The sequence below is a fragment of the Geotalea sp. SG265 genome (assembly GCF_022808985.1).
GTDB lineage: Bacteria > Desulfobacterota > Desulfuromonadia > Geobacterales > Geobacteraceae > Geotalea.
Map to the genome: position 1 here is coordinate 180,768 of NZ_JAKZFT010000006.1, position 19,271 is coordinate 200,038.

Annotated in this window: 15 protein-coding genes; 12 read left to right on the forward strand and 3 right to left on the reverse strand. The window is 59.4% G+C overall.

Features of this window, described 5'->3' with window-relative positions:
- Positions 1-18: 18 nt before the first annotated feature.
- The 6 genes from ML541_RS09435 to nuoB are packed head-to-tail and all read left to right on the forward strand — an operon-like array spanning position 19 to position 7,353.
- A complete protein-coding gene (locus ML541_RS09435; RefSeq protein ID WP_243372527.1) occupies positions 19-2,022 on the forward strand; it encodes a proton-conducting transporter membrane subunit in 2,004 nt (667 codons plus the stop codon).
- A gap of 24 nt (positions 2,023-2,046) precedes the next feature.
- The gene (locus ML541_RS09440; protein ID WP_243372528.1) at positions 2,047-2,955 is read left to right on the forward strand and encodes an NADH-quinone oxidoreductase subunit H; all 909 of its coding nucleotides are present in this window, start codon (positions 2,047-2,049) and stop codon (positions 2,953-2,955) included.
- A gap of 3 nt (positions 2,956-2,958) precedes the next feature.
- The gene (locus ML541_RS09445; RefSeq protein WP_243372529.1) at positions 2,959-3,597 is read left to right on the forward strand and encodes a hydrogenase; all 639 of its coding nucleotides are present in this window, start codon (positions 2,959-2,961) and stop codon (positions 3,595-3,597) included.
- Between the two features lie 4 nt (positions 3,598-3,601).
- Positions 3,602-5,035 (forward strand): proton-conducting transporter membrane subunit, encoded by a 1,434-nt coding sequence (locus ML541_RS09450; RefSeq protein WP_243372530.1) that lies wholly within the window; start codon positions 3,602-3,604, stop codon positions 5,033-5,035.
- On the forward strand, positions 5,032-6,555 hold the full coding sequence (locus ML541_RS09455; RefSeq protein ID WP_243372531.1) for an NADH-quinone oxidoreductase subunit C: 1,524 nt from the start codon (positions 5,032-5,034) through the stop codon (positions 6,553-6,555). The genes ML541_RS09450 and ML541_RS09455 overlap by 4 nt, the downstream gene beginning before the upstream one ends.
- Positions 6,556-6,582: 27 nt before the next feature.
- Positions 6,583-7,353, forward strand: a complete 771-nt coding sequence (gene nuoB, locus ML541_RS09460; RefSeq protein WP_243372532.1) for an NADH-quinone oxidoreductase subunit NuoB — start codon at positions 6,583-6,585, stop codon at positions 7,351-7,353.
- A 32-nt stretch (positions 7,354-7,385) separates the two neighbouring features.
- Here nuoB and ML541_RS09465 read toward each other — a convergent pair whose 3' ends face one another.
- Complete coding sequence (locus tag ML541_RS09465; protein WP_243372533.1) at positions 7,386-8,420, reverse strand: cache domain-containing protein; 1,035 nt, start codon at positions 8,418-8,420, stop codon at positions 7,386-7,388.
- Between the two features lie 332 nt (positions 8,421-8,752).
- On the opposite strand from ML541_RS09465, the gene ML541_RS09470 reads away from it, so the two are divergent.
- The 4 genes from ML541_RS09470 to ML541_RS09485 all read left to right on the forward strand — a co-directional run bounded on the left by ML541_RS09470 (position 8,753) and on the right by ML541_RS09485 (position 13,608).
- Positions 8,753-9,088 carry a hypothetical protein gene (locus tag ML541_RS09470; RefSeq protein ID WP_243372534.1) on the forward strand — a complete coding sequence of 112 codons (336 nt, stop codon included), beginning with the start codon at positions 8,753-8,755 and terminating at the stop codon, positions 9,086-9,088.
- Positions 9,089-9,190: 102 nt separating this feature from the next.
- Complete coding sequence (locus ML541_RS09475; protein WP_243372535.1) at positions 9,191-10,669, forward strand: tetratricopeptide repeat protein; 1,479 nt, start codon at positions 9,191-9,193, stop codon at positions 10,667-10,669.
- Between the two features lie 8 nt (positions 10,670-10,677).
- Entirely contained in the window at positions 10,678-11,673 is a 996-nt protein-coding gene (locus ML541_RS09480) for a FecR family protein (protein WP_243372536.1), read from the forward strand.
- A gap of 15 nt (positions 11,674-11,688) precedes the next feature.
- Positions 11,689-13,608 (forward strand): hypothetical protein, encoded by a 1,920-nt coding sequence (locus ML541_RS09485; protein ID WP_243372537.1) that lies wholly within the window; start codon positions 11,689-11,691, stop codon positions 13,606-13,608.
- A 288-nt stretch (positions 13,609-13,896) separates the two neighbouring features.
- On the opposite strand, the gene ML541_RS09490 is transcribed toward ML541_RS09485, so the two are convergent.
- Positions 13,897-14,403, reverse strand: coding sequence for a DinB family protein (locus tag ML541_RS09490; protein WP_243372538.1), 507 nt, complete (start codon positions 14,401-14,403; stop codon positions 13,897-13,899).
- A 92-nt stretch (positions 14,404-14,495) separates the two neighbouring features.
- Between ML541_RS09490 and egtD the strand changes: the two genes are divergently transcribed.
- Positions 14,496-15,563, forward strand: a complete 1,068-nt coding sequence (gene egtD, locus ML541_RS09495) for an L-histidine N(alpha)-methyltransferase (RefSeq protein ID WP_243372539.1) — start codon at positions 14,496-14,498, stop codon at positions 15,561-15,563.
- Positions 15,564-18,968 (forward strand): IscS subfamily cysteine desulfurase, encoded by a 3,405-nt coding sequence (locus ML541_RS09500; protein WP_243372540.1) that lies wholly within the window; start codon positions 15,564-15,566, stop codon positions 18,966-18,968.
- On the opposite strand, the gene ML541_RS09505 is transcribed toward ML541_RS09500, so the two are convergent.
- Positions 18,912-19,250, reverse strand: coding sequence for a PQ-loop repeat-containing protein (locus tag ML541_RS09505; RefSeq protein WP_243372541.1), 339 nt, complete (start codon positions 19,248-19,250; stop codon positions 18,912-18,914). The two genes, ML541_RS09500 and ML541_RS09505, sit on opposite strands and share 57 nt — an antisense overlap.
- Positions 19,251-19,271: the final 21 nt, after the last annotated feature.

Genomic DNA, 19,271 nt, shown 5'->3' on the forward strand with positions numbered 1-19,271 from the left:
CCCACAGGAGTATAAGCCATGAACACAACGGAGATTATTGACCCTGCCCATATCATCATGACAGGGGCAATTTTCGCCGGTCTTTCAGGAGTCCCCGGCCTTTTCCCACGCCTTGGCGCAACGGTTGCGCAAAAACTGGCGACCATCATCGCCTGTCTGGGCTCCCTCCTCGGGCTCGGTGGAGCGATCGTTGTTGCCGTCTCCGGCATGACGGAGCACCTTGTTCTGGACTGGAGCCTTCCCTTTGGTCCCTGCGATATCTGGATCGACCCCCTGGCGGCATTTTTCCTGATCCCCATATTTCTCGTCTCGGGTGCCTGCGCAGTTTATGCCAATGGGTACTGGCCGGCGGGAAAGCACCCCGGCACCTCAAGGGTTCTCGGCTTTTTCCTCGGCCTGCTCGCCTCGTCCATGGTGCTGCTCATCACTGCCGGCAACAGTGTCTTCTTCCTCATTTCCTGGGAGGTGATGGCGGTCTCGGCCTATTTTGCCATCACCGCGGAGAACGAGGACCACGAGGTCCGCAAGGCAGGTTTCGTCTATCTGGTTTGCACCCACGTGGGGACATTGGCCCTGTTCGTCATGTTCATCGTCCTGCGCCTGATGACCGGCTCCTTTGCCATTCCCCATGCCGGAACCCTCTCCCCCCTCGCACCGGGAGCGGCGGTCATTTTTTTCACCGCCATCTTCGGCTTCGGCATGAAGGCAGGCATCATGCCGCTCCACATTTGGCTTCCGGCCGCCCATGCCAACGGGCCGAGCCATGTTTCTGCCATGATGTCCGGGGTAATGCTGAAGATGGGCATTTACGGCATCATCCGCATTGTCTCCCTCTTCTCTCCCATCCCGCTTTGGTGGGGGGTCGTCATTCTCGGAGCCGGCATAGTCTCCGGCCTGGCCGGTGTCATTTCCGCCATTGGCCAGCACGATCTGAAACGCCTTCTGGCATACAGCAGCATTGAAAATATCGGCATCATCACCATCGGGCTGGGTACGGCACTGATCGGCATGGCTGTGGGGCATCCCCCCCTGGTCATCATGGGCATGGGGGGATGCCTGCTCCATATGCTCAACCATTCCCTGTTCAAATCCCTGCTCTTTCTGGGAAGCGGTGCGGTCATCCATGCCACCGGAACCAGGGAGCTTTCCCGCATGGGGGGGCTTGCCCGTCACATGCCCCGCACCGCGCTGCTCTTTTTCATTGGTTGTGTCGCCATCTGCGGCTTGCCGCCGCTCAACGGCTTCGTCTCTGAATACCTGCTCTATTTCGGCTTTTTCAACGGCATCAACGGCAGCAGCATTCCGGTCTTTTCGACCATGGTGCTGGCCATCTTCTCCCTGGCCCTCATCGGCAGTCTGGCCCTTGCCTGCTTCGTCAGGCTCTGCGGCATCGCCTTTCTCGGCCAAAACCGCTCCTCGGAAACGGGAGCCCTCCATGACGCTCCGTTGACCATGGTGGCCCCCATGGCCCTCCTTGCTCTCTGCTGCCTGGGAGTCGGTCTGCTGCCGCTCTCCGCGGTCCATCTTGTGGAAATTCCGGTTCTGGCCGTATTTCCCCCAGCCATGACGGCAGGAAAGAACATTTCCTCCATTGCTCCGTTGGCATGGCTAGAGGCATGCGGACTGCTCCTGACCCTGGTCATCGTCGCCTTTATCGGGCTGTACCTGCGGCGGCTGAAGGCGAATCCGCCGGTCCCTGCCTCCACCTGGGGTTGCGGCTACCTGCAACCCACGGCACGAATCCAGTACAGCGCCACCTCCTTTGCCGAAATGCTGGTACACTTTTTCCGCGGCGTCCTGCAGCCCCGGTATGCCATGCCCAGGATCAGCGGCTTTCTTCCCAACACGGCACGGTTTTCAAGCCGTATCCCGGAAACGGTGCTGGAAGGCCTGCTGCTTCCCTTCATGCGGCTCACCGGCCTTGTTTTTTCGTTCCTACGCCGCCTGCAGCACGGCGAACCGAACCTATACGTGCTCTATATCTTCGTCACCCTGGTAATGATGCTGGCCTGGTCCTACTAGCAACTGCCGAAAGAGGGTTCATTCATGACCGACATACTGATCCATGCACTTCTCGTCATCCTCATGCCGCCGCTCCTCTTGGGGGTCATCGGCAAGACCAAGGCTGCCTTTGCCGGCAGGGTCGGTCCGTCGTACTTTCAGCACTACTACGACCTGGCGAAACTGATCCGCAAGGGAACGGTGATCAGCGATACCACCACCTGGATTTTCACCGCCGGGCCGGTCATCACCCTTGCCGCAACACTGGTTGCCGCTCTGCTTCTTCCCTTGGGAAACCACGCTGCCCCCATTGCCTTTGCCGGCGATATGGTGCTCTTTGCCTATCTCTTTGCCCTCGGCCGGTTTTTCACCACCCTGGCCGCCCTCGATACGGGCTCCAGTTTCGAAGGGATGGGGGCCGCGCGGGAAGCGACATTTGCCTGTCTCGCCGAACCGGCGCTCTTCTTCGCCCTGATAACCCTGAGCAGAATGAGCGGCACCCTTTCCCTGTCCCCCATGATGACCAACCTGTCGGTCTCCCTGTGGTTCAGCTCCGGCGCCGCGCTCCTTTTGCTCATCGGCGGACTGTTCATCGTGCTTCTGGCGGAAAACTGCCGCATTCCCTTCGACGATCCCACGACCCACCTGGAACTGACCATGGTTCACGAGGTAATGGTCCTGGATCACAGCGGCCCCGCCTTTGCCTATATCCTCTATGGCGCCGCCATGAAGCTCTTTGTCATGGGGGCATTCTTCATCAACATCGCCCTCCCCCTGAAAAGCGGCAACGCCATGCTCGATTGGGGCATCTTCATCCTGCTCATGCTCGGACTGGCGGTGGCCATCGGTGTCGTGGAATCCATCATGGCCCGGCTCAGGCTTGTCCGCATCCCCCAGATGCTGGTCGCCGCCTGTATCCTGTCCGGCTTTTCAATGCTCTTGATCCTGAGGTGACACATGGATATATTTGCCGATCAATTACTGGTCTTCGTCATGCTGATCAATTTCGTCGTCCTCGGCTCAAGCCGGATGACAATGGCCATCCGCGCCGTTGCCGTACAGGGGGTGGTCCTGGGGCTTTTGCCAGGCATCATTCACCATTTTTCCTGGCACCTGGTCGCCATAACCGTCGGCATCATTCTCGCCAAGGGGGTCATCATTCCCTGGCTGCTTTTCCGCGCCATGGACAGGATCCAGATCAAGCGCGAGGTGGAGCCGTTCATCGGCTATGTCTCGACGCTGATCATAGGCGCCGTCACCACCGCCCTCGCCTTCGTCTTTGCGGCTAAACTGCCCCTGGCCCCGGAGCATCAGGGGCTGCTCTTTGTACCGGCCTCCATCGCCACCATGATGACCGGCTTCCTCACCCTGACCACGCGGCGCAAGGCCATCAGTCAGGTCATCGGCTACCTGATCCTGGAGAACGGCATTTTCATTTTCGGTCTGCTCCTCACAACGGCCATGCCGGTCATGGTCGAGGCCGGAGCGCTTCTCGACCTGCTCGTCGGCATCTTCGTCATGGGCATCGTCATCAATCATATCAGCAATGAATTTTCATCCATCGACACCTCGCGCCTGACGGCACTGAAGGAGTAAACAGATGTACTACAGCCTGATTCTGCTACCACTGGTCGGCGCACTGGCGGCCTGGTTCATCCCCTCCAACCGTCACCGGCCCCTGGTACTTCCCCTTTTTGCCGCGCTGCACCTCAGCCTGACCATCGATCTCCTCGTCGCCACCCCTCCCCCGTCTCCAGGAGGATGGCTGGTGCTGGACCCCATCGGCAAGCTGTTTCTCGGCGTAGAGACGGTGCTCTTTTTCACCTGCGCCGTCTATGCGGTTGGCTACCTCTCCCATCGGCAGGAGCGCTCCAACAAGGTCCTGTGCATGGGACTTCTCGTTTGCCTTTCCGCCATGAGCCTCGTCACCGTCGCCCATCACCTTGGGCTGCTCTGGGTCGCCCTTGAAGCCACCACCCTGACAATGGCGCCGCTGATCTATTTCAACCGCAACGCCCGCAGCCTGGAAGCCACCTGGAAATATATGCTCATCTGCTCGGTGGGGATAGCCCTGGCGCTTCTCGGTCTCTTCTTCCTCGCATATTCCACCGTCGTCGCCCAAAAGGAGGCAACCCTCCTCCTGGAGCCCCTGATCGCCTCGGCCCGGCAGCTTTCACCGGCCTGGCTCAACGCCGCCTTCATCTTCCTGCTGGTCGGCTTCGGCACAAAAATGGGGCTGGCCCCCCTACACACATGGAAGCCTGACGCCTACGGCGAGGCACCGGGTCTGGTGGGAGCACTGCTCGCCGGAGGGCTGGTCAACTGCGCCTTTCTGGCCATCATCCGGGTCTACCAGATATGCATGAAAGCCACCGAAACTGCCTTTTACCATAATGCGATGATTGTCATGGGCCTTGTTTCCATGGCCTTCGCCGCCGTGTTCGTGGTGCGGCAGGCAGATTTCAAACGGATGCTGGCCTACTCAAGCGTCGAACACGTCGGCATTCTCGCCATCGCCCTGGGGATCGGGGGTGACGCCCTCTTCGGCGCCCTGTTTCATGTCATCAACAACGGCCTGACAAAGGGGGTGCTGTTCCTGACCTCCGGCAACATCCACCGCTCCTACGGCAGCAAGAATTGTGAACAGGTGAAAGGGGCTCTCCACCGGGTACCATGGTCAGGAGCACTGTTCCTGGCTGGCTTCATCGCCATTACCGGCTCCCCCCCCTTCAGTCCGTTTCTCAGCGAATTCACCATCGTCAGCAGCATCTTCGGCCAACGACAGGCGCTGGTCGGCACCCTGTTCCTGATCTTTCTCGCCATCATTTTCCTGGGCATGGCATCCTCGGTGCTGCCGGTGGTCATGGGCAAGATGACCCCCGCGGTCGTCCGGACCTCCTACCGGGACAGCTTCCTTACCGTCGGTCCACCGCTATTCCTGATGGCGGTCATCCTGGTGCTAGGGCTGTGGCTGCCGGCCCCCCTGAAGACACTGCTGCAGCAATCGGCCCAGCTTCTGGAGGTACGGCCATGACAGACGCCTCCTTCATGAAGACCTTCTACAATGGCGAATCCCTCCCCCTTGATGCAGTTCCCGAGGTAAAGCTGAATGACTTTCTCCAGGCGATCATCGATGCGGCCGACCATGGCTGGAGAATTTCCGCTCTTTTCGGTGAAGGAACCGGACCCGAATTAACCCTCTACGCTGTGCTCTCCGCCACCGGCGATGGGCTGATCGGCGTCATGCGCAGCCGCTGCAACGGCAATTTTCCGTCCATCACCCCCTACTGTCCTCAGGCAAACCTCTTCGAGCGCGAAATTGCGGAGCAATTCGGGGTTGTGCCGGAAGGACATCCTTGGTTCAAGCCGCTCCGCTTTCACCAATCGTTCCGGCCCGGTTACGATGCCTGGGGGCGTGCCGACAGGAGCGCCATCCTCCCCGGCATCACCGATTTCTACCGGGTGGAGGGTGACGAAATCCACGAAGTGGCCGTGGGACCGGTCCATGCCGGGGTGATCGAACCGGGGCACTTCCGTTTTCAGTGCCACGGCGAAGAAGTCTTCCACCTGGAAATCGTCCTGGGATATCAGCATCGGGGAATCGAGTCGGCGTTGATCGGCGGGCCGAAACCGGGAACCCTGCATCGGATGGAGACTATAGCCGGAGATACTACCATCGCCCATACCTGGGCCCATTGCATGATCCTCGAATCCCTGGCAGCGGTTCATATCCCCGCCAAGGCAGAGGTGCTCAGGGGCATCGGCCTGGAGCTGGAACGGCTGGCGAACCATACTGGCGACCTTGGGGCCATCGCCGGTGATACGGGCTACCTCCCCACCTCCTCCTACTGCGGCAGAATCAGAGGGGACTTCCTCAACATGACCGCCGTTATGTGCGGCAGCCGCTTCGGCAGGGGGCTGATCCGTCCGGGGGGCACCGGCTTCGACTGCAGCCAGGATCAATCTGATGAGCTCCTGCGACGGATTGCCGCGGCCCGAGCCGACCTGACCAACGCCGTCGATCTCATCTGGGCCACCCCTTCGGTGCTGGCCCGTCTCGAAGGTACCGGCATCGTCGCCAGGGAAACGGCCAAAGAGCTGGCCCTGACCGGCCCCGCAGCCCGTGCATGCGGCATTGCCATGGATGTGCGGCAGAACTTCCCTTACGGCATCTATCAGATGAGCCAGATTCCGGTGGTCACCGCCAGAAGCGGCGACGTCTACGGCCGCACCTTGGTCCGGTGGCTGGAAGCGGAAAAGTCGCTGGAGTTCCTGGAAGAGCAGCTGAGCCAGCTTCCCAGCGGCCGTTACGCCACCCACATGAAACAACCTGCCGGCGAAAAAATCGCCGTGGCACTAACCGAGGGATGGCGCGGCGAGGTCTGCCATGTGGCCCTGACCGACAAAGCGGGCAGATTCAGCCGTTACAAGATTGTCGATCCGTCGTTTCACAACTGGCCGGGCCTGGCTATGGCCCTGCGCGGTCAGCAGATATCGGACTTCCCCCTGTGCAATAAGAGCTTCAACCTGTCCTATTGCGGTTTCGACCAGTAATCGCCGCAATAGTTCTTAGAGGATATCATGCTCAAAACCATACTCGCCCGCATCCACCAGAAACACCGCACCATGAAGTATCCCGACGAACCGGCGCAGCTGCCCGAGCTCTTCCGAGGTTACCCCGTCCTCAATGCCGAAGCCTGCCCGGCCGGATGCCGGCTCTGTGCCGATGCCTGCCCCTTCGGCGCCTTGAGCCATGAGACAAAGACTCTCTCCCTGGACATGGGCAAGTGTCTCTTCTGCCGGGAATGCGAACTGGCGTGTCCACATGGGGCCATCAGTTTCAGCCGTGACGAGAAACTGGCAGCGAGAAATCGCGGTGATCTGATTGTGCGGTCGGATGGGGAACGGAAGCTGACCGAAGCGCTGGAAGCCAAGATGCGCTCACTCTTCGGTCGGTCGCTGAAACTGCGTGAAGTAAGTGCGGGGGGATGCAACGCCTGCGAGGCGGATGTCAATGTCCTGTCTACGGTGGCCTGGGACTTGGGGCGGTTCGGCGTCCAGTTCGTGGCATCGCCGCGCCATGCGGATGGGATACTGGTGACGGGGCCGGTGACTGAAAATATGAGGGAGGCGCTGCTGAAGACCTATAAGGCGGTGCCGGCGCCGAAAATCGTCATTGCCAGCGGCGCCTGCGCCATCAATGGGGGACCGTTCATCGGTTCGCCGGAGGTGCATGACGGCGTGGACGGGCTTCTCCCCGTCGATCTATATATCCCTGGGTGTCCTCCCCACCCCTTCACTATCCTGGACGGGCTGCTCAGGCTGCTGGGCCGGATCGAGCAGCGGGGATGAAGTTCGCTCTGCCGTTACCTATGGAACCGGTTTCAGGGCTCCTTGACCGCTGAGGCCGTCTCCTTCGGTGGAGTATTCTCCTTGTGATGGAGATATTTGATATACCAGTCGAAGAAAGCCAGCGCCAGCCCGGAGATTGCCAGCGTCAGCAACCCGAGCCTAAGCAGCAGATTATAGATGCTTCTTTCTTCCCTGGACACATCCGAAAATAGCACGAATTTGCCGACAATGTTTCCCGCTGCATCGATGGATGCGTCAAACCCGCCATTCAGCCTCCGCCCACCTGAATTCATCATGAACGTCCGCGTTTCTGTCACATCCAGAACCCGGTCTAATCCGGGGTATTTACGGTCATTATTTGTGGAAACGACAACGTAGTGCTTGTACTGGTCCCAGTCGCCGTAGCGACCGGACATTTTCAATCCCTGCTCCCATTTCCCCTTGTCGAGAAATTTTTTGTCCACAACTGAGATCAATTCCATGTTCATCAGTTTTGAGATCCGTGCAGTCAGCTGCTCCACGTCTTCACCAAGCTCGAGATAGCCGGCCAGCCTGCCCTTTATGAACCAAGGATGGACCGAACGCAATGCCACTGTCCCATACGGACCCATTTCGATCCCGTTTGCAGGTTTACCCAGATGGGCAGCAATGTCCAGAGTGGTGCGATCAATCATGTCGCCGAAGGCGTCAGGCTTGTGTACCCGGAGGAAACATTTCTTATCGGAGGTGATGAAGTAAAAGTGGGTAATCAGACTCCGCTTGCGTATCTCGTCGAAAATGGGTTGAGCAGCATGCAGCACAGCCTGTCGGTCCCCGGAGAGCCAGGCTCTCTGCAGACTTTCATTCTCTTTGAGCAGCACGAGAAAGCCGTTGAGAAGGTCGGTTTCGTTTTGGATCTGATACTGATAGTTCTTGTGGAAAGCATCCAGCCGGCTTTCCGTGTCGGCCTGGATATGGTCCCACTGCAACCGGTAGACCGTGTAGATGAGGCCGCAGAGGAACAGGAGCATCGACATTACGAGGGGAATGAACAGCTTTCTCCGTACCTTTTCTATCTTAAAAGCCATAGAACCTACCTACCTGGGTCATCGGACCCCACGAGCATGATCCGCCATAATAGGATACTCACCACCCCTTTTCAAGAAAAACCTGAATCCGAATCCGGCGCCGCCATGACCGACAAAACTCCTAACAGCTTGCTGAAAAATGTCATAAGGAGATCGCTATGCAAGGCTTAAGCGAGCGAGGAGACGAGGTACCCTCTGTACGTTGAGTTTCCCAGTGAGCGGCAACACAGCAGCGCGGGCCCGCATAGTTTTTCAACAACCTGCTAAAGCCGCTGCCTCACCTGCCGATATATACCATTATCGCAACTCTATAAAAGTATCGGAGAAAAACCATGGCTGATCTGATAGACGTGCCACCCGACATGACCGTCAAAGACATCATCATCATGAAGCGCCTCCAGAACGACTATTTCGCGGAAGTGCGACTGGTAATGAGAAACGGTCAGTATGAGGCCGCCCTGTTTCTCAACGACCGATTCAAGCCGGGTCCGCCGATTCCCCAACCGCTGGACAATCCCAGCGGCGACCTCACCCACTGGATGGGGGTCAGGCCGAGCGTCGGGCTTACGGCAGAAGAAGCAGAGCGGATACTGGACGAGGTCAGTTCGGAAAATGCCATCCACCACAAGAAGATGAACGAGCGCTGGGGCAAAAACAACGATTACTAACCTCATTAGATCCATTAAATCGTCAGGAAGTGTAAAGAAATTTGACATTGGCGAAAAATTAGAGAAAATCTCACACAATATAACGCTGTTTCAGGAGCTGCCATGCTACGCCTATTGTTACTGCTGGTGGTAACTCTGCTGCCGTCTATATCACTGGCAAGTCAGGAACTGCTTGAACGGGGCATAGCCGAATACCGGGAGGAGCGCTTCGAGGAAGCGCAGGAAAGCCTGGCGGCAGCGCAACAGGAGCAGCCCCTGTCCTCGACTGCAGCCTATTACCTGGGGCTTGCCCTGAAAGAGACCGGCAACCCAGAGAGAGCCGTCGCCAACCTGAAACAGAGCCTGAAACTCGATCCACCGGTCACCGATGCGTACCCTGAGCTCATCGAGCTTCTTTATCAGCAGAACAATCTCGCCGAGGCCGAAAAATTCATCGCCGGAGCCGAAAAAGCCGGAGTCAGGCCGGCCAGGGTGTCCTTCCTCAGGGGACAGGTACTTGCCGGAACCGGTGACAATCAAGGAGCAACGGACGCCTTCGTCAAGGCCAGGGAACTTGATCCGGCACTGACGCAGCAGGTGGACTTCCAGCTGGCCCAGATCTATCTGAAACAGGGAAACCGGGAAAAGGCCCAGGAAAGCCTGGAATCAGTCATTTCCGGCGACCCGTCGTCGGACCTTGCCGGTTTCGCACGGGAATACCAGAGGAGACTCACTGCGGCCGCGCCTCGCAACTGGCATCTGTTTGCCGGAGTAAACCTGCAGTACGACGACAACGTGGTGGTGAAGCCCTCACAGGACATACCTGGCCTGGTTCTGCCCGGTGCACGTGACTGGAGCAGCAGCCAGAATCTGCGCCTCCTCTACGACATGCCTGCCAAAGGGCCGTGGCTTTTCACCACCCAATACTCCCTCTACAACAATTCCTATTTCAAGCGTGACGAGTACAGCCAACTTTCCCAGGGCATCACCCTATCCCCCGCCTATCGCCTGACTTCCGGGACAATGCTCTCCCTGCCCGTCTCCTTCAATTACACCCTTCTCAGGTATGAAGCGTATGCCAACCAGGTAGCCGTAAAGCCAACCGCCACCTTCTTTTTCGCTGAAGATCACCTGGGACAGGCATCGTTCGGTTACACCAGGCGCAACTATCTGCAGAATACCGCAGCAGTGGAAAATCGCGATGCAAACGGCTATGCGGGACAGCTGGGCTATATTTACATCTTTGCCGGGGAAAAGGGCTTTTTTAACCTCCGTTACGAGCTTTCCCTTGAAGACGCCAAGGGAAACAACTGGTCCTACCTTGGAAACAGGCTTAACGCAGACATCCTTCTCCCCATCACCGTGAAAACCAACGCTATCGTAGCCCTGGAAGGATTCTGGCAGAATTACTCCAATGCCCATTCCGTCTACGGCCTGAAACGGAACGATACCACCCTTACGGCCACCATCACCCTCAGTCGCCAGGTCGTGGAGGGGCTTTTCGCCAATCTCCAGTATTTCCACGCATCGGATTTTTCAAATATCCCCCTCTATGAATATGACCGCAATGTCTATTCGGCCGGGGTCGAGGTGCGCTTCTGAGGTGAACCATGTTCCACAGACCGGGAAAAGCCCTGCTCCTGCAGGCGATTCTGCTTCTGGCTCTCTTCTGCGTCGGGACAACACCGGCAATGGCAGCCGAAGAAATTGCTTCCTTCAAGGTGGTCAGCGGCACCGTCGAGGTGCTGCGTAACGGCAAGCTGCCGGCAGTGTCGGTCAAAATCGGGGACAGCCTCGGTGAAGGCGATTTCGTCCGCACCCGAAGCGGCAGCTTTGCCGAGATTCGCTTCAAGGACGGTACCATCCTTAAGGTGGCACAGCGGAGCCGCATCGATATCGGTTCCTACTTTCCCGCCCAGAAGAAAAACGGTGCAAACGTCCGACTCCCTCGGGGCAAGGTGGAAGCCATCGTCGATCCGGCCAGGGTCAAACAAGCGGGGGAAGGGCGTCGCTTCGAAGTCCATACCCCCAATGCCGTGGCCGGTGTCAGGGGAACCGATTTCATCGTCAGCCACGACCGCAACCTGACCGGCGTCCTGGTTCGCCAGGGAAGCGTCTACACCTATAATCGCCACATGCCCGACCGCATGGTCACAGTTACGGCTGGCAATATCACCACCATCTCTTCCGCCGCTCCGCCGCAGCCACCACGCCAGGCCCTGCCGTCCGAGATGCAGCACATGGAAAGAGGTGTAACGGCGGCAAAAACAGAGAACGGCAGTCAATCCGCCACCCAAGGAAGCAGTCAGCCTGCTGCCACCCAGGCAACCCAGGCAACCCAGGCTGCACAGGGAACCACCTCCGAAACCCGGACGAGCAGTGGCGATCTGCTCAGCCAGTCGGCACCTCTTTCGACCACTCTTGCACCCACAGCGGGGACACCGCTTCTTTCCGGCGCCAGCCTGACCGCGAGTACAGTCACAGCCACGCCCACATCCACCGTCACAACCGCGACCCAACCACCACCGCCACCACCGCCGGTGGTTACCGCTCCACCGCCGGTGGTTCCGACAGCCACCAATGTCAATGTGAATGTCAACTTCTGACAGGGGGACGGGAATATGGGAAAAAGATACTTATACGGCGCCTTGCTCACATTGATATTGTTTACCGCTGCAGCCTGCTCCGGAGGCGGCAGTAAAAGCACCAGCACAGTGACACTCAAGTTCGGCACCAATGGTAGCGCAACTGCCGCAAAAACGGTCTTTGCCGGTTCCACAACGGCAACCGCCGCCGGTGGCATACCTTCCATCGTCAAAAAGGTGGTCATCACCGTCACGGCGGCGGATATGTCGACGATCACTAGGACTATCGCCATTGCCACAGGGCAAACTGCCGTCACCGACTCATTTACCGTGGCGAACGGCACCGGCCGCACCTTTACGGTCGAGGCATTCGACAATTACGGCAACAAGCCCTATGCCGGCAGCACCGTTTCCGACCTGAACGGTACCAATGTCTCCCTCACCATCGGCATGGTCGAAGATGTCAATCAGGCCATAACCGCCAAATTGTACCAGTACTTTAAGGACACCATCGAAGCCAAGGGAACGGCATTGACACCCGCAGACATGGATCCATTCTATGCCCAGAGCTTCGGCATCCACAACGGCATGTCCCGGAAAGCCACCATCGATTATGATGTCAAGGATTACGCCTACGGAGGTGTGCTCACCAAGGGAATGGTCAGCCTTACCGTGACCTCCACCCCCCTCTCTGCCACCCTGGGAAGCCCGGTCAAAGTGACCGGCAAGGGATACTTCAAGGATGGGTCCTACGGTTTTCCCGATGGCGGCTTTCTCATGATCAAGGAAAACGGTGAATGGAAGATCACTGGCAATAACTACCGCTCTGCAGTTGAGATGAGGGGCATTACCACCCAATGGCTGGGTCTGCCCACCGGAGTCCGGGTAGAATCCGGGTTCATGGTCCGAGTGGAAGACCGTGGCAACACCGGTCTTGTCTCAGCGGTGGTTAAAGGACCGGGGCTGCCCACCAGCGGCATTGTCCTCGCCCAGGACACCATGTTCCCGCAGCAGATGCGGCTCGGCAATGCCTACTGGGCTATACCCCAACTGCCGACGAAGCAGTGGGAGATGTACGTCATCGATGATGCCACCCTCGGCTCCATAGCCTCCAACTCCGTCTATACCTTCAGCATTTACGACAGTAGCAATGTGGTAGTGGAAACGAGGACTATAACCATGCCGACACGGCCGTGGCTGCGCTCCGAGGTCACAGCCGCCTATTTCCCGGCACTCTCAGGGCTGTCCCCTGTATCAGCAGCAACTAACGGTCATTATCTCGCCGACGCCCGGCTCGGCAGCACCCTGGCCTACGGCGTTGCCGTGCCCACCGCCTTCAAGGCGAGCTGGTTCGAGACCTCCCTCGACTATTACGGTTGGGACTCCCTCGGCAAAGCTGGGTATTATTTCCAGAGGGACCTGCTATTGAACGATACCAGCGCATCCTTCAGCAGCGCACTGCCGGTCCTGGCCATCGGCGGCAATCTCACCGTCACCGCAGAGGATTTCGACAACCGGCGAGAGATCGAGACCACCTGGCTCTTTTACGGTCCCCCATCTCCCATGCAGATTTCCTCGGTCATACCGTTCATGACCTCCAACTTCCAGGATCCCACCGGGGTAACCGCCCCCGCAGGAGGCACCGTCTGGAAATTCGGCACAGCGCCCCCCACCATTACCTGGGGCGGATCGCTCCTTACCACTTCGGGGGTCGAGATCTTTCTGCTGGCCGACGACCCGGGCAAACTGGCTATACCCGCGGGCTTCGGCGATCCTTTCCCAGGCAGCATGTGGGTCAAGCTGACGCCGACGGTAGTTCCTGCTTCCACCGGCGCCCTCACTCTTTCGGCACCTGTGGAAGCCCTGGGCATCGTCGGCAGCGGCTGCCGGATCATGGTAGTCTCCACCTCCGGCGATGTATGGGCGCTGTCGGCACCATTCACCATTTCGCCCTAAACAGGTTGTCGAAAAACTGTTGCGGGGCCAATCTGCGGCGTTGCCCTCAACCATTCGGCAACTTACTTCCGGGAAAGGCAGTCGCGGCATCGGGAGTGAGCGACGAGCCACAGCGGCGAGCGGACACCCGCCGCATGTCGAACGGAGGCAACCTGCCGGTTCAAGCATCGTGCATTAATTACGAGGACGACACCGCAAGGTCCGCAGCTGTGGCGAAAGAGCGAGCGGACGATGTCGCGACTGCTTTTTATTTCACAGAATTCCCGGATGAAGTATTTTTTATCTGCCTCAGGCCCTGCCGGCCAGATACTCGAACCCCTTTGGCCAGATCCCCAGCACCTGGCGCAGCAGCGCCAGCTCGCCAATGTGGTAGGCATTGTGATCTGCCGCCAGCAGTATCTCCCGAAAGATGGTGTAATTGGGCGCATGGGGAAGCGGGGCAAAAAAATCCGTCGCCCGGTCGGTGACGATTTCCCGCAACTGTTCCAGGTCCTCAAGGACCCCCGCCACGCTCCGCTCCCACCCTGCTTCGTCAGTTTTTTCATCGGGTTGCGGCCGGTACCCCTCCGGGTACTCAGGGGACACATGGTCCGGATTTATGATGAACTGCAAGATATCCCACTGGGCGATGCGCAGGTGCTCCACGAAATGCCAGCAGGAATAGGGCGTATGGGGCGCCTTGCTGTTGATGTGGACCATGGGAAACCGGGCAACCACATCGGCAAAGTCCATGTGCGCCTCCCCTCCCGACAACAGGGCCAGTAGTTCCTTTCGCAGCAGGTCGTTACCCTTCATAGTGCCTCCCGGAGATTGACTCCCCCCTGTCTTTATTTATACTTTTTAATATTATTGCCCATTTCCCCCCTGCTGTCCAAAAGGGAGCTACGATGCAGACAACTCTTCTGTCGACCGGCGGGCCGGTCCGCAAGTCCTTCCGCCAGGCCCTGAACCGTTCCGGCATGATAGTCAGGCAATATACGAGCGAGGCTGAGCAGTTGATGGATTTTGCCGCCTCCACCGCAGCCGGGCTCGGCTCCAGGCCGCGCAGTATCCAATGCCGGTTTCTCTATGACGCCCGCGGCAGTAGGCTGTTCGACCTCATTACCCGTCAACCCGAGTATTACCTGACCCGCACCGAAGCGGGCATCCTTGCAGAGAAGGCGCCTCTCATCAGGAAAATCTGCGGCCCCACCACCCTGATCGAGCTCGGTTCCGGCAGTTCCGAAAAAACCGATCATCTGCTGGATGCATGGCTTGCCCGCGGTTCTTCGGTCAGATACATTCCGGTGGATGTGAGCGAGTCGGCACTGAGGGAAGCCTCACGCACCATTGTCGCCAAGTACCCGGCAGCGCAGGTCCTCGGCATCAGCAGCGATTACCGTGGAGCGTTCCCTCTCTTCCGCGACACCTCACCGGTGACACTGGTCTTCCTCGGCAGCAGCATCGGCAATTTCGCCCCGGAAGAGATGACCCTGTTTCTCCATGAGCTTTCCCAGTCCCTGTGCCGGGGCGACTTTTTCCTGCTGGGTATTGACTTGGTCAAGGACCGAAAGATTATCGAGGCCGCATACAACGATGAGGCCGGGGTGACCGAGGCATTCACCCGCAATGTTTTCGTTCGCATGAACCGGGAGCTGGGCAGTTCCGCCGACCCTGCCGCCATCGAGCATGTGGCGGTGTACAACGAGGCAAGGGAACGGATGGAGATCTGCGCCCGGTTTTGCCGCCGGCAGGTAATCCGCATTGCCCCCCTCGGGCAGGACTTTGTTATCGATGACGGGGAAGAGATACATACCGAAATCAGCCGCAAATTCAGGATTGAGCAGTTTATCCCCTTTTTGGAGGGCTTCGGTTTCACGACCGAAGAGGTCTTTACCGATGCTCGGAGCTGGTTCGCCCTTCTCCTCCTGCGCCGCAACGGCAATTCCCCTGCGGGACAGGGAGGGCGATCATAGATGGCCAATGAAGAGCTCGAAATTCGCCATGGCCTGTGCGGCATCTGCCCTGCCGGATGTTTCGTCACGGCAAAACTCAAAAAGGGACGCCTGATACAGGTCGAGCCCCAGGCAGATCATACCCTGGGGATGATCTGCCACATCGGCCGTCATTCTCCCCAGATCGTCCACGATCCGGACCGGCTCCTCCACCCCCTGCGCCGCACCGGGCCCAAGGGAACCTACGAGTTCGAACGCATTTCCTGGGATGAAGCCTTCGCTGCCATCGTCAGCCGTTTCCAGGAAATAAAAGAGACCTCCGGTCCCGAAGCGGTAGCCATCTATACCGGCCGGGGCAGCTTCGACATGGCCCTCTGCGATATTTTCCAGCCGGCGGATGTGGCTGTTTCCTCCGCCTCCAGCGTCCTTTTTCCCTTCGGCTCTCCCAACACCCTGGGGGTGGGCGCCCTCTGCTACGTCTCCTTCGCCATGATCGCCCCCCATGTGACCATGGGTGAAATGCTCGTAACCATGGAGGCGGATATTGAGCAGGCGGAGCTGATCGTCATCTGGGGGGCCAACCCCGCCACCGACTCTCCTCCCCTCAATCACCAGCAGATACTGAAGGCGCGCCGACGGGGCGCCCGGGTTATCACCATCGACCCGCGCCTTGGGGAGACCGCCTTGGAAACCCAGGCACGCTGGGTGCCGATCCGTTCAGGGACCGATGGGGCACTGGCTCTGGGAATGATAGCCGTCCTGCTTGAGGAAGAACTCCATGACGAGAAATTCGCTTCTAACTGGACGGTCGGCTTCGAAGAGCTGCAGCAGCTGGTCCAGCACTACCGGCCGGAGGTTGTGGAGGGGATAACGGGGGTCCCAGCCGGGACGGTCCGGGAGCTGGCGCGGGAAATCGCCGCAGCGCGGGGGGCGGTGCCGGTCATGTACACGGGACTGGAATACTCCGACAGCGGCGTCCAGGCCATTCGCGCCGTTTTCACCCTTTTTGCACTGGCAGGACAGCTGGACGTGCCCGGGGGGCTGGTCTTCCGCATGAAGGAAAACCTCTTTCCCCAGAACCGCTCCAGGCTCATCCCCAATCCAGACATGAAAAAGGCGCTGGGACGGGACCGTTTTCCGGTCTACAGCGCCTACCGGGGCGAATCCCATGCCTCCGCCCTCCCAGATGCAGTACTGTACGGCAGGCCCTATCCGGTTCGCGCCCTGACCGTGCTCGGAGGCTCGATCATCACTGCCTGGCCCAGGCCGGAGCTGTGGCGCCGAACCCTCGCCGCCCTGGATTTCCTGGTGAGCATCAACCGCTACCACACCGCCGACTCCGCCTATGCCGATATCGTTCTCCCCGCCGCCACCTATTACGAGATTACCTCCTACATGCGCTTCGGCCCTCTCTTCAAAATCCGTGAGCGCATGGTGGAGCCACAGGGGGAGGCTCGCAGCGATTTCCTCATCCTGGCGGAGCTGGCGGAGCGCCTAGGCTACGGGCAGCTCTATCCACAATCGGAAGAGGATCTGCTCCGTCACGCCCTGGAGGGGAGCGGCTTCTCTCTGGAAGAAGTGCGGGCTGCCGGGGGGGAGGTCCGCATCAAGGGAACCATGATGCAGTACCGCAAATGGGAAAAGGGACTCCTGCGGCCCGATGGGCAACAGGGGTTCAACACCCCCAGCGGCAAGTTCGAGATCGCCTCCTCCATCCTGGCCGAGCATGGCTACGATCCCCTGCCGGTCTATACGGAACCGGCAGAAGGGCCGCTGGCTGCAGCGGAACTGGCCCGGGACTTTCCCCTGGTATTCAACTCCGGTGGCAGGACCAGGTTCGATTTCCGCAGCCAGCATCACGGGGTGGCATCACTGGCAGAGCACCACGCTTCCCCGCCGGTGGTGATGAACAGGGGGGAGGCACTTGAAGCGGGCATCGCCGAAGGGGAGCAGGTCTGGGTGGAAACTCCCCGTGGCCGCACCCTGTTAACCGCCAGGCTTTCCGATCACATGATGCGTGGCACCATCGACGCCGCTATGGGGGGTGGGGGACCGCTGGGGCCGGTGGAATGGCAGCAGTGCAACGTCAACGATCTTACGGATATGGAGCGCTACGACCCCATTTCAGGCTTTCCCATCTATAAAACCCTTCTCTGCAGGGTTGTCAAGGCCGACGGCCGCAGGAGGGCAACAGATACGGACACGGCAACGGGAGAACAGGCAGCAGCCGGTGCCGGTCCAGCCACTGTAATGATGCCCAAGCAGACAGTCTACCTGGACCACAACGCCACCACCGCCGTGGCGCCCGAGGTGCGCGAGGCAATGCTACCCTTCCTGGGGGAACGGTGCGGCAATCCGTCAAGCATTCACCGCTGCGGCACGGCGGCCCGGACCGCCGTGGAGGCCGCCCGCAGGGCCATTGCCCAGGGGCTCAACTGCACAGCCCGGCGCATCGTCTTCACCGGTGGTGGTTCCGAGGCGGACAACCTTGCCATTTGCGGTCTGGCAGCGGCCAGTGGCGGCACCCGGCGGCATGTCATCACCAGCAGCATCGAGCATCCCGCCGTGCTCGCCCCCTGCCGGGCCCTGGCAGCACAGGGCTATGAGCTGACTATCCTGCCGGTGAACACATCGGGGGTGGTCGAGTCGGCAACCCTTGCTACCGCCATCCGTCCCGATACCCTGCTGGTTTCCATCATGCTCGCCAACAACGAAACGGGTGCCATCCAACCGGTGCGGGAGCTGGCGGAAATCGCCCACCGCTCGGGGGCCGTCTTTCACACCGACGGGGTACAGGCCTTCGGCAAAATTCCGCTGGATGTGGCTGAGCTGGGGGTGGATCTGCTCTCGGTGTCGGCCCACAAGCTTCATGGGCCGAAGGGGGTAGGTGCGCTGTATGTGCGGAAGGATCTGGTTCTGGATCCACTTATCAGGGGGGGAGGACAGGAATGGGGACTTCGTGCCGGCACGGAGAACGTGCCGGGCATTGTCGGCTTCGGCAAGGCGGTGGAGCTGGCGCTCATCCGGTTGAACGGCGATGAACCGGCCCGGCTGGCAGCCCTCTGCGAGAGGCTGGCAAAAGGAATCACGACCATCTTGCCCGAAGCGAAGAGAAACGGGCCAAAGGAAGCCAGGCTTCCCAACACGGTCAGCATGACCCTGCCGGAGATCCGGGGGGAATCGCTAGTACTCATCATGGATCGGCGAGGCATCGCCTTCTCCTCCGGTTCCGCCTGCAAGTCCGGCAATCCCGAACCATCCCACGTCCTTACTGCCATGGGGCTCTCCCCCCACGAGGCCCATTGCTCGGTCCGCTTTTCCCTGGGAAGCGACAACACCGAAGAGGAAATCGATTACCTCCTCCGTTGCCTAGCCGAAATTCTCGGCGAGACGTTCAGCGCCGTCCGCTTTGTTCCGTGCCGCTGATCTGTCCCGTGCGGCACTGCATTTTTTCAGGCGGCTTGCGGCAACCAGGCTGAAGACCGTCCCGGACCCGAGCATGTTGGCCAGGCTCACGGTCCCGAAAAGGGGATCTCGGACGAAGGTCCAGGCATAGAGGGTGGTGATGACCGAGCCCACCGACCAGCCGCCGAAAGTGACGAGAGAGAAGGAGCCGACGTTTGCCCGGTTTTTGAGGATGCTCCTGATCTGCGGCAGGTAAAGCAGTACGGCTACGATGCCGTTCAAGGCATAAAGAGATCGTATCAATGGCGATACTCCTTTCGTTTT

Excerpts from the sequence above, each read along its gene's own strand:
- ML541_RS09435 (WP_243372527.1), top strand. The coding sequence starts at position 19 with ATGAACACAACGGAGATTATTGACCCTGCCCATATCATCATGACAGGG.
- ML541_RS09440 (WP_243372528.1), top strand. The coding sequence starts at position 2,047 with ATGACCGACATACTGATCCATGCACTTCTCGTCATCCTCATGCCGCCG.
- ML541_RS09445 (WP_243372529.1), top strand. The coding sequence starts at position 2,959 with ATGGATATATTTGCCGATCAATTACTGGTCTTCGTCATGCTGATCAAT.
- ML541_RS09450 (WP_243372530.1), top strand. The coding sequence starts at position 3,602 with ATGTACTACAGCCTGATTCTGCTACCACTGGTCGGCGCACTGGCGGCC.
- ML541_RS09455 (WP_243372531.1), top strand. The coding sequence starts at position 5,032 with ATGACAGACGCCTCCTTCATGAAGACCTTCTACAATGGCGAATCCCTC.
- nuoB (WP_243372532.1), top strand. The coding sequence starts at position 6,583 with ATGCTCAAAACCATACTCGCCCGCATCCACCAGAAACACCGCACCATG.
- ML541_RS09465 (WP_243372533.1), bottom strand. The coding sequence starts at position 8,420 with ATGGCTTTTAAGATAGAAAAGGTACGGAGAAAGCTGTTCATTCCCCTC.
- ML541_RS09470 (WP_243372534.1), top strand. The coding sequence starts at position 8,753 with ATGGCTGATCTGATAGACGTGCCACCCGACATGACCGTCAAAGACATC.
- ML541_RS09475 (WP_243372535.1), top strand. The coding sequence starts at position 9,191 with ATGCTACGCCTATTGTTACTGCTGGTGGTAACTCTGCTGCCGTCTATA.
- ML541_RS09480 (WP_243372536.1), top strand. The coding sequence starts at position 10,678 with ATGTTCCACAGACCGGGAAAAGCCCTGCTCCTGCAGGCGATTCTGCTT.
- ML541_RS09485 (WP_243372537.1), top strand. The coding sequence starts at position 11,689 with ATGGGAAAAAGATACTTATACGGCGCCTTGCTCACATTGATATTGTTT.
- ML541_RS09490 (WP_243372538.1), bottom strand. The coding sequence starts at position 14,403 with ATGAAGGGTAACGACCTGCTGCGAAAGGAACTACTGGCCCTGTTGTCG.
- egtD (WP_243372539.1), top strand. The coding sequence starts at position 14,496 with ATGCAGACAACTCTTCTGTCGACCGGCGGGCCGGTCCGCAAGTCCTTC.
- ML541_RS09500 (WP_243372540.1), top strand. The coding sequence starts at position 15,564 with ATGGCCAATGAAGAGCTCGAAATTCGCCATGGCCTGTGCGGCATCTGC.